The following is an 8,443-nucleotide window of genomic DNA, read 5'->3' as shown; positions in this document are numbered from 1 at the left end:
GGGGCGGCCACCCGCTGCTTGACCCGCAGGTGCTCGACGGTGGTGGTCGGCGGGAGCGAGTTGAGCGGCATGTCGAGCAGGGTGGTGATCCCGCCGGCCGCGGCGGCGCGGGTGGCGGTGTGGAAGCCCTCCCACTCGGTGCGCCCGGGGTCGTTCACATGGACATGGGTGTCCACCAGGCCGGGCAGCAGGACATCGTCGCCGAAGTCCTCCAGCCGGGCACCCGCGGGCACCTCCGCGTCGTACGCCAGGACGGCGTCGATCTTCCCGTCGGCGACGGCGACCGCCGCGGGCCGTGTCCCCCCGGGAGTGACGACGCGCGTCGAGCGCAGTACCAGCTTCACGTCCGTACCGGACACCCGTGCTCCCCACTTCAAAAATTCAACGAACTGTTGAAGGAGTCTTCACTCGCGAAAGCGGCCCGTCAAGACCCCATCCTCCGCGTCGGCCACCCGGCGGACCACCCGGGACGTCGACTGGAGATTTCCACAAAGTAAAAGTCTAATTTCGGAGAGCGGAACGTAGAATAGGCCAGACACGGTGCCGCAGAACCGCCGGTCCGCCTGTGGGCACCCGGACAAACGGGCCCTGACCGGCCAGGACGCCGCCCTGGAACAGTGGGCCGATCGGGAAGTGCCCGGTAGGCTGCTGCCTTGCTCTTCCGCTTCGAAAGGACCGTTGACGTGCCGCCGTCCCACGCCAGCACATCCGACTCCAAGCCCGCCGGACCCAGCGGTGGTGTGCAGTCCCTTGAGCGCGCCTTCGATCTGCTGGAACGGATGGCCGATGCGGGGGGCGAGGTCGGTCTGAGTGAGCTCTCCGCGAGCAGCGGACTCCCGCTGCCCACCATTCACCGGCTGATGCGCACTCTCGTGGTCTGCGGATACGTACGCCAGCAGCCCAACCGGCGCTATGCGCTCGGCCCGCGGCTGATCCGGCTCGGCGAGTCCGCCTCACGGCTGCTCGGCACCTGGGCCCGCCCGTATCTCGCACGACTGGTCGAGGAGACCGGCGAGACCGCGAACATGGCGCTGCTCGACGGCGACGAGATCGTGTACGTGGCGCAGGTGCCGTCCAAGCACTCGATGCGCATGTTCACCGAGGTGGGCCGGCGGGTGCTGCCGCACTCCACCGGTGTCGGCAAGGCGCTGCTCGCGCACACCCCACCGGACGAGGTACGGGCGCTGCTCGCGCGCACCGGGATGCCGGCCGCCACCGAGAAGACGATCACCACCCCCGACGGCTTCCTGGACGCGCTGGACCAGGTCCGCAGGGCCGGCTACGCGGTGGACGACAACGAGCAGGAGATAGGGGTCCGCTGCCTCGCGGTCTCGGTACCCAACTCACCCACCTCGGCCGCGATCTCGATCTCGGGTCCGGCGGGCCGGGTGACCGAGGCGGCCACCGAGCGGATCGTGCCGATCCTCCAGCAGGCCGCCAAGGAGCTCTCCGAGGCACTGGCCAGCAGCGGGACGTCCGGCTGAGACGTCTTGCACGGACGGTGAGGGGTGACCCTGAGCCTCCCAAGCCCGTGACGCGAGTTCGACTCTCGTCACCCGCTCCATGATGAGGCCCGGGTCAGTGACCTGGGCCTTGTTCGTTGTCCAGACGGCCCTTACTGCGATCTCCCGTCTGCCCGCACAGGACCTGGGAGCGCCGAACGCGACAATCGGCCCCAGCGGCCTGCCCACACCACACGCCCCAGCAAACGACGAAGAGCCCGTCAGCAAGCTGACGGGCTCCCGCGAAGGGCCGAGGCTAACCTGCCATCAGGTCAGATCGTCGGCGTGTCGTCGATGACCTCCTTGTGCGGTTCGACAATGAACCTCCAGCCATCACTGGGCTCCAGGAACCGCACTCGGGTCGGATAGATGTCCAGGGCTCGGCGGTCGCGGTTCTGGCTGTTCGTGTTCTTCCGCCCCCGGGCCGGCTCCTCGTACAGGTCGACCTTGACTTCCGGCACCGCGACGGTTTCCTCGCTCCACCGCTGAACGATCCCCGCACCGAATGCGTCGCGCGCCGCGGAGTAGAGCGATTCCAGGGATTCCTTGCTCCCATTCGGCACGAAGAGAGCAAGGTTCAGGAGGACGCCGGCACTCTGGAGGACCTCGATTTCTTCCCCTGCTTTGTCGGCAACCCAGATTCCGCGCTCTTCGGCATTGTCCGGGAGAACACGAATTTCCTCACCGAAGATCGTCTTCGCAGCGAAGGACTTCCCCTCGAAATTCTCACCCGGCTCCGTAAGAAAAGCCGGGGCGTAGCAGTCGAGAGGAAGGCCATCCATCTCTGCCGAGACGAAGATGCTGTCCTGGAGGCCCAATCCCGAAGCCTCTCCGGCCGTAAGACGTCGAGCCGTAACCTTCTCGGTATTCACGCCATTCCCCTTTTTCTCGTGGCGTCCTGTAAATTCATTAGGACTATACCATGAAATCAAACAGCTAGTCCCTTTGCCCAGACCTTCGCGTTCGCGACAATACAGTCAACCCCTCGGAGTGGTTTCTTCCGGCGCCACATCAGACAAATCCTCTCGCATCGTCGGCGAAACGCAGACACTTTAGGGAAATACGATGAACCCGAAGAGGCGACTCCCCGCTTCGGTCGATTTCGGAACCAATTCAGCCGCCAAGTGAAATGTGAACGGCCGTGACCGATCGGCAACCCGGCAACCCGTTCGAGCGAACCACGACGGTCGCCTCACCGAACGGGCATGAGCGCCGTCCCACGCCGGGAGTGCGCCTCCGCGAGCGGGTCCCCCAGGCGCAGCGCGACGCAGACCCGAACTGCCGTGATGTCCGCAGGTGGCGCCAGAGGCCGTGCGGCTGAAGAAGTCGGGCAGCATACGGGCCCTGCGACTGCGGCCCAGAGTCCGGGACGGACCGAGCGTCGCCCGCGCGAGCGTTTGCGGATCCACGGAGACCGCACGGCCGACCGTTCGCCCGGCGACCGGCACCAACTCCGGGGGACCATGTCACCTTGTGGCACGGATGCGCAAAGCAGGCACGCAGGCACGCAGGCACGCAGGGCAGCATCGTCACCATCATCGGCGACACCGCTGGTCCGTACCGGAAGGCTTGAGCGGTTCGCCCGTACCGGGAACTGGCCGGCCTGGCAACGGCCTGTGTGAAGGCGGGCTCCCGTCACCCGTTGCGGCGAACACCCTGAGGCCACAAAGATCGTTTACGGGGCATGAATCGTACGCACCGCGCCGCAGCCGCTCTGCTGCTCGCTCTCGCCGGCTTCGCCTGCCCGGTCCCGGCACAGGCCTCCGCAGCGACAGCTCCCGCCTGCACGGAGGAGGGCTTCTTCCCCAACCCGGACGACCAGTCCATGTTCTACCGCTGCGTGGACTTCGATGGAACCTTCACTCGCTTCGACTTCCAGTGCGGGCCGGGCACGCTGTATCACCCCGAGTTGATGACGTGCGTCCACCCGTGGCAGATGCCCCCGGAGTAGGCGCGCTCCGGCCGGCACTCGCACTCCGCTGATCCGGACGGCCTCGGACTCAGTACCTTCCAGGGCGAACCCTCGGACTTCCGGACCCAGCCCACCCCTCGGGACGGGGCCCCGCCGAGATTCGGTCGGCGGGCCTCGACACATGCCCACCGGCCCTCGCCCTCATCCGGGAATCGAACAGCGACCACGCCAGGCGGCTCCCGGAGTGGCGTGCGAACGCTGTCCGAACTCGGGACCGAAACCCGTCGCACGGGTCGACTTGTTGCCTGACCGGGAGACATCGAGCCTGGCCGCGTGGCTGTCCCAGCGGCCCGGAATCGAGGCTGTCTGCCGGGACCGGGCCCCCTTCTTCGCCGAGGACGCGGGGCCGTGGTGTCAGAGGGCGATCAGTCCCGCCGGTGTCTCCCGGAAGCCACAGGCATCGAAGTAGAAGGAACGCAGATGCTCCTCGAAGTCGACGTGGAGCCACTCACACTTCGCGGCACGGGCCTCCTCGGCCGCAACTGCGACAAGCGCGGCGCCAACCCCTCTCGACCGAAGATGCCGGGCGACCACCGTATCCAGAATGAAGGCGTGTGATCCGCCGTCCCAGACCACGTTGACGAATCCGGTCAGAGAGCGGTCCTCCCACGCGCAGACCCAGCCGAGGCTGTGCCGCTCAAGTCGTGCTCGCCAGTCGGTCCGAGTGACCGGGGAGCCGAAACCGTCGGCGTGCAATGCGTCGAGGGATGCGTTATCGAAGTCGCCCCGCCATTCATACGTGATCGCCACGCCTGCATCCTAGGGGCTGTCCGATGGGTCCGCAGGGGGTGTCCCGTCGGGCTTCCAAGCTGGACCGCTATGGAGAACCAGCTCACTCACGAGGCCAGTGCCTTCATCAATTTCGGGGACCAAAGGTTCCAGGGTTCGAGGACGCATGGCTTCAGGTGGGTCGACATCAAGCATCTGCGGCTCCCCCAAGGGTCCGTCCGCGAAAGGGAGTTGCTCGCCGCACTCATCGGGCAGCCGCCATCCGGCCGTCCGGAGATGGCCGGCGGGCAGGGCGTCCTCCCCGCCGGAGCCCGGAACTCCCGGAGCTCGGAACACCCGGGGCCGGCGGGCTCGTCACGCGCCCGCGCCTCGACGCCGCACGAGGAGCGGGCCGTCGCGTTTGGTTCTGCGGCCGGTGGGCGCGGTCTCGACGTGGCGGATTCCCTCCAGTGCTCCCAGACGGGCTGTCAGGTACGTGTGCAGGGCTTCGGCACTGGTGAGTTCGAGGATGGCGAGGACGTTGGTCGGCCCGGTCGTCGTGGCGGCGAAGGCGACTTCGCCGTGGGTCGCAAGCTGCTTCCCTACGTCGGCCAGCCGGGCCGGTTCGACGTCCAGCCAGCAGATCGCCTCGACCGTGCGACCGTAGAGCCAGGGGTCGATCTCGACCTCGAACAGCAGCAGGCCGCTCTCGACGAACTCGTTCAGCCGGGGGAAACTCCGGGCCACCCGTCCGTCCGACAGCCCTCAGGCCAGTGCCGGAGCGGTCAGCCGGCCGTCCTGCATCGTGACCGTCATGTCCATCCGGTTCAGATGGGTCCGGTCGTGGGTGACCATGACGGTCGCCGTGGACCGCTCCCGGGTCAGCGTGATGAGCAGATCCAGTACGGCCGCACCCCGTTCGTGATCCAGTGCGCTGGTCGGTTCGTCGACGAGCAGGACCGCCGGGTCGTTCATCAGGGCCCGCGCGATGTTGATCCGCTGGCGCTGGCCGCCGGAGAGCTGGTGCGGCCTGCGGTCCGCCTCGTCGGCGAGACCGACCGCGTCGAGCAGTTCCAGCGCCCGGGTCCGGGCGGTCCGGGCGGCGCCGCCCGACAGGTGCGCCATGACCTGGAGCTGCTCGGCCGCGGTCAGGGACGGCAGCAGGTTGGGCTGCTGGAAGACGATGCCGATCCGCTCGCGGCGCAGCGCCGCCTTGTCCGCGCGGCTGAGTCCCACAGTGTCCGTCCCGGCGACGACGACGGCGCCCTCGTCCGGGGTGACCAGCGTGGCGGCCACGGCCAGCAGGCTCGACTTGCCCGAGCCGGAGGGGCCGACGACCGCGGTGAGGGTGCCCGCGGGCACGTCGAGTCCGACCCTGTCCAGGGCGGTGAGCCGCCCGTCGCCGTCGGGGTAGGTGAGCGTGACATCAGTGAGCGTGAGGGTCATCGGGCACTCCCGAGTGCGGTGAGCGGGTCTACGGCGGTGATCCGCCGGATGGACAGGGCCGCCCCGACGGCGCCGAGGGCGATCATGACTGCTGCCGGGACGAGGACGGTCGACGCCTCCAGGACGAAGGGCACGGCCCCGCCGCTGACCAGGGCACCGATACCGGAGGCGAGGGCGGTGCCGATCCCCGTACCGATGGCGAGCATCACCACGGCCTGCCCGAGTGCGTCCCGGAGCAGATAGGGCGTGGAGGCGCCCAGTGCCTTGAGGACGGCGACATCGCCGCTGCGCTGGATCGTCCAGACGGTGAAGAAGGCACCGATGACCAGGGCGGAGATAGCGAAGAGGAAGCCGCGCATCAGCTGGAGCGAACCGTTCTCGGCCTGGTACGAGCCGATGGCGGTGAGGGAGCCGTCCAGGCTGAGCGTGCTGGTGCCGGCCGCGCGGTCGCCCGCCGCCAGATCGGCGTCGTCGGTGGTGGTCAGAGCGATCACGGTGGCGTGAGCCGCGCCGCCCGCGCCGTCGGCCCCGAACCGCTGCCAGTCGGCCAGCGAGGTCCACACGACCGGCGTATGGCTGTACGAGGCGTCGCCGCCGACCGCGGCGACGGTCACCTCGTCGCCGCCGAGCCGCAGCCGGTCACCGGCCCGTGCGGAGAGATCCTCGGCGGCCTGCCCGGAAAGCACGACCTTTCCCGGTCCCACCGGAGTGCCGGAGGGCGCCAGGCCGCTGTCCGGCTCGACGCCGAACGCCGAGACGGCCGCCGTCCGCTCCCCCGTCACCGCGGCGGCGTTGAGCGTGCGGATGCCGAGCGGCTGTGCCTTCTCGACACCGGGCTGGCGCGCCCAGCTGCGCCAGGCGGTCTCCTTGACGGTGGAATTGGTGAAGGACACCGACTGGCCGTCGGGCGGGGCGGCGAACGCCAGGTGGTCGGCGCTCAGGCCCGTGACGGCCGAGGTGTTCTCCCGGGCCAGCCCGGCCGTGAGACCGGACAGCAGACCCACCAGCAGCGTGATCAGCACCACGACCGTGCCCATGAGCGCGAACCGGCCCTTGGCGAACCGAAGATCTCTCCATGCAACGAACATGACTCCAGCGTCGGTCCCGGCGGCCGGAGAAACATCGCCCACCGGCTGGGCCCGACATCAACCTTTCGATTGACCGGCCCCGGGCACCCCGCGCCTACGCTGGACGAATCATGGAAACACGTGTCCACCCCCCGGTCGCCGCCGCGCTACGGCTGTGTCTGCACGCCCTGCTGCTGGGACTGCTGGCGCTGGCGGCCGTCAAGGCCGTGAGCGACGGGGATTCCCGCTCCGCCGGCGTCGTCGTGGTGTCCTGCGTGCTGGCCGCGGTGTACGCGGCCGGCGCGCTCGCCCCCGTCGTGCAGCCGGGGACCCGGGCCGGGGCGTGCTGGCTCGCCGTGCTGGGGGCGCTCTGGCTGGTGCTGCTGGCCCTCTCGCCGGACGGGCTGTGGGTGGCCTTCCCGCTGTACTTCCTTCAGCTGCACCTGCTGCCGATGCGCTGGGGGCTGCCCGCCGTGGTGGTGACCGCGGCCGCCGCCATCACCAGTTTCCTGGTGCACGGACAGGCGGTCACACCCGGCACCTTCATCGGCCCGGTGCTCGGCGCGGCGGTGGCCGTCGCCACGGTGTTCGGGTACGACGCGCTGTTCCGGGAGAGCGAGCGGCGCCGCGAACTCATCGAGGAGCTCGTCTCGACCCGGGCGGACCTGGCGGCGGCCGAACGCACCGCCGGCACGCTCGCCGAACGCGAACGGCTGGCGCGGGAGATCCACGACACGCTCGCACAGGGTCTTTCCAGCATTCAGCTGCTGCTGCGCGCGGCCGAACGCACCCTGGAGCCGGACGCTCCCGCCGCCCCTCTTGTTCACCAGGCCCGCGAGGCCGCCCAGGACAATCTCGCCGAGGCCCGCCGCTTCGTCCGCGCCCTGACCCCGCCCGACCTGGAGAACGGCTCGCTGGCGGCCGCCCTGGAACGGCTCTCGGCCCGTACGACGGACTCCGCGCTCACGGTGCAGTTCGCCGTCAGCGGCACCCCGGTCGAACTGCCCACCCCGTACGAGGTGGCGCTGCTGCGTACCGCGCAGTCGGCGCTGGCCAACACCGTGCAGCACGCCGGGGCGCGGCGGGCCGAGATCACGCTGAGCTTCATGGACACCTCGGTGTCGCTGGACGTGGTCGACGACGGCCACGGCTTCTCGCCGGGTCTGCGGCCGGCCGCATCGGACAACACATCGCCGGACAGCGCCACCGGGACCGGTGGCTTCGGGCTGCCCGCCATGCGGTCCCGGGCCCGCTCCCTGGGCGGCACGCTGAGCGTCGAGTCGGCGCCCGGCCAGGGCACGGCCGTCGCTCTCACCCTGCCTCTCCCCGTCGGCCCGAACGGACAGGACTCCGCATGACCACGCCGATCAGGCTGCTGCTCGCCGACGACCACCCGGTGGTCCGGGCTGGACTGCGGGCCGTCCTGGACACCGAGCCGGACTTCCATGTCGCCGCGGAGGCCGCCACCGCCGAACAGGCCGTCGCCCTGGCCGCGACCGGCGAGTTCGACGTCGTCCTGATGGACCTGCAGTTCGGGCCGGGTCTGCACGGCTCGGAGGCCACCGCCGCGATCACCGCGGTGCCGGGCGCGCCCCGGGTGCTGATCCTGACCACGTACGACACGGACGCCGACATCCTCGCCGCGGTCGAGGCGGGCGCCGCCGGCTATCTGCTGAAAGACGCCCCGCCCGAGGAACTGGCCGCAGCGGTCCGTACGGCCGCGGCCGGCCGGTCCGCGCTGGCCCCGG

General features: G+C 69.7%; 10 protein-coding genes. 4 read left to right on the top strand and 6 right to left on the bottom strand.

Going from position 1 to position 8,443, the window contains the following annotated elements:
* Positions 1-359 (bottom strand): amidohydrolase family protein (locus J1C73_RS03895; RefSeq protein WP_207315091.1); only part of this gene is annotated, 359 nt, incomplete at its 3' end.
* Positions 360-683: 324 nt separating this feature from the next.
* Here J1C73_RS03895 and J1C73_RS03890 point away from each other — a divergent pair.
* The gene (locus J1C73_RS03890; protein WP_123463687.1) at positions 684-1,484 is read left to right on the top strand and encodes an IclR family transcriptional regulator; all 801 of its coding nucleotides are present in this window, start codon (positions 684-686) and stop codon (positions 1,482-1,484) included.
* A gap of 290 nt (positions 1,485-1,774) precedes the next feature.
* Here the strand turns inward: J1C73_RS03890 and J1C73_RS03885 are convergent, their stop codons facing one another.
* Positions 1,775-2,374, bottom strand: a complete 600-nt coding sequence (locus J1C73_RS03885) for a hypothetical protein (RefSeq protein ID WP_207315090.1) — start codon at positions 2,372-2,374, stop codon at positions 1,775-1,777.
* 812 nt (positions 2,375-3,186) lie between these two features.
* Here J1C73_RS03885 and J1C73_RS03880 point away from each other — a divergent pair.
* Positions 3,187-3,453, top strand: a complete 267-nt coding sequence (locus J1C73_RS03880; RefSeq protein WP_207315089.1) for a chitin binding peritrophin-A domain-containing protein — start codon at positions 3,187-3,189, stop codon at positions 3,451-3,453.
* A 375-nt stretch (positions 3,454-3,828) separates the two neighbouring features.
* Here the strand turns inward: J1C73_RS03880 and J1C73_RS03875 are convergent, their stop codons facing one another.
* From J1C73_RS03875 to J1C73_RS03860, 4 genes are all read right to left on the bottom strand, one after another.
* The gene (locus J1C73_RS03875) at positions 3,829-4,224 is read right to left on the bottom strand and encodes a GNAT family N-acetyltransferase (protein WP_207315088.1); all 396 of its coding nucleotides are present in this window, start codon (positions 4,222-4,224) and stop codon (positions 3,829-3,831) included.
* Between the two features lie 333 nt (positions 4,225-4,557).
* Complete coding sequence (locus J1C73_RS03870; RefSeq protein ID WP_307797598.1) at positions 4,558-4,929, bottom strand: Lrp/AsnC family transcriptional regulator; 372 nt, start codon at positions 4,927-4,929, stop codon at positions 4,558-4,560.
* A gap of 18 nt (positions 4,930-4,947) precedes the next feature.
* Complete coding sequence (locus J1C73_RS03865) at positions 4,948-5,628, bottom strand: ABC transporter ATP-binding protein (RefSeq protein WP_207315087.1); 681 nt, start codon at positions 5,626-5,628, stop codon at positions 4,948-4,950.
* A complete protein-coding gene (locus tag J1C73_RS03860; protein WP_207315086.1) occupies positions 5,625-6,716 on the bottom strand; it encodes an ABC transporter permease in 1,092 nt (363 codons plus the stop codon). The genes J1C73_RS03865 and J1C73_RS03860 overlap by 4 nt, the downstream gene beginning before the upstream one ends.
* Before the next feature lie 110 nt (positions 6,717-6,826).
* On the opposite strand from J1C73_RS03860, the gene J1C73_RS03855 reads away from it, so the two are divergent.
* Positions 6,827-8,053: a sensor histidine kinase gene (locus J1C73_RS03855; protein WP_207315085.1), complete on the top strand. Its 1,227-nt coding sequence runs from the start codon at positions 6,827-6,829 to the stop codon at positions 8,051-8,053.
* Positions 8,050-8,443, top strand: a 394-nt coding sequence (locus tag J1C73_RS03850; protein WP_207315084.1) for a response regulator, incomplete at its 3' end; no start/stop codon positions are given. The genes J1C73_RS03855 and J1C73_RS03850, both read left to right, overlap by 4 nt.

Origin of the sequence: Streptomyces laculatispora (genome assembly GCF_017353455.1) — a bacterium.
GTDB classification, from domain to species: Bacteria; Actinomycetota; Actinomycetes; order Streptomycetales; family Streptomycetaceae; genus Streptomyces; species Streptomyces laculatispora.
Note: the sequence above shows the minus strand (reverse complement) of the source record. Positions and strands in the feature narration are given on the sequence as shown.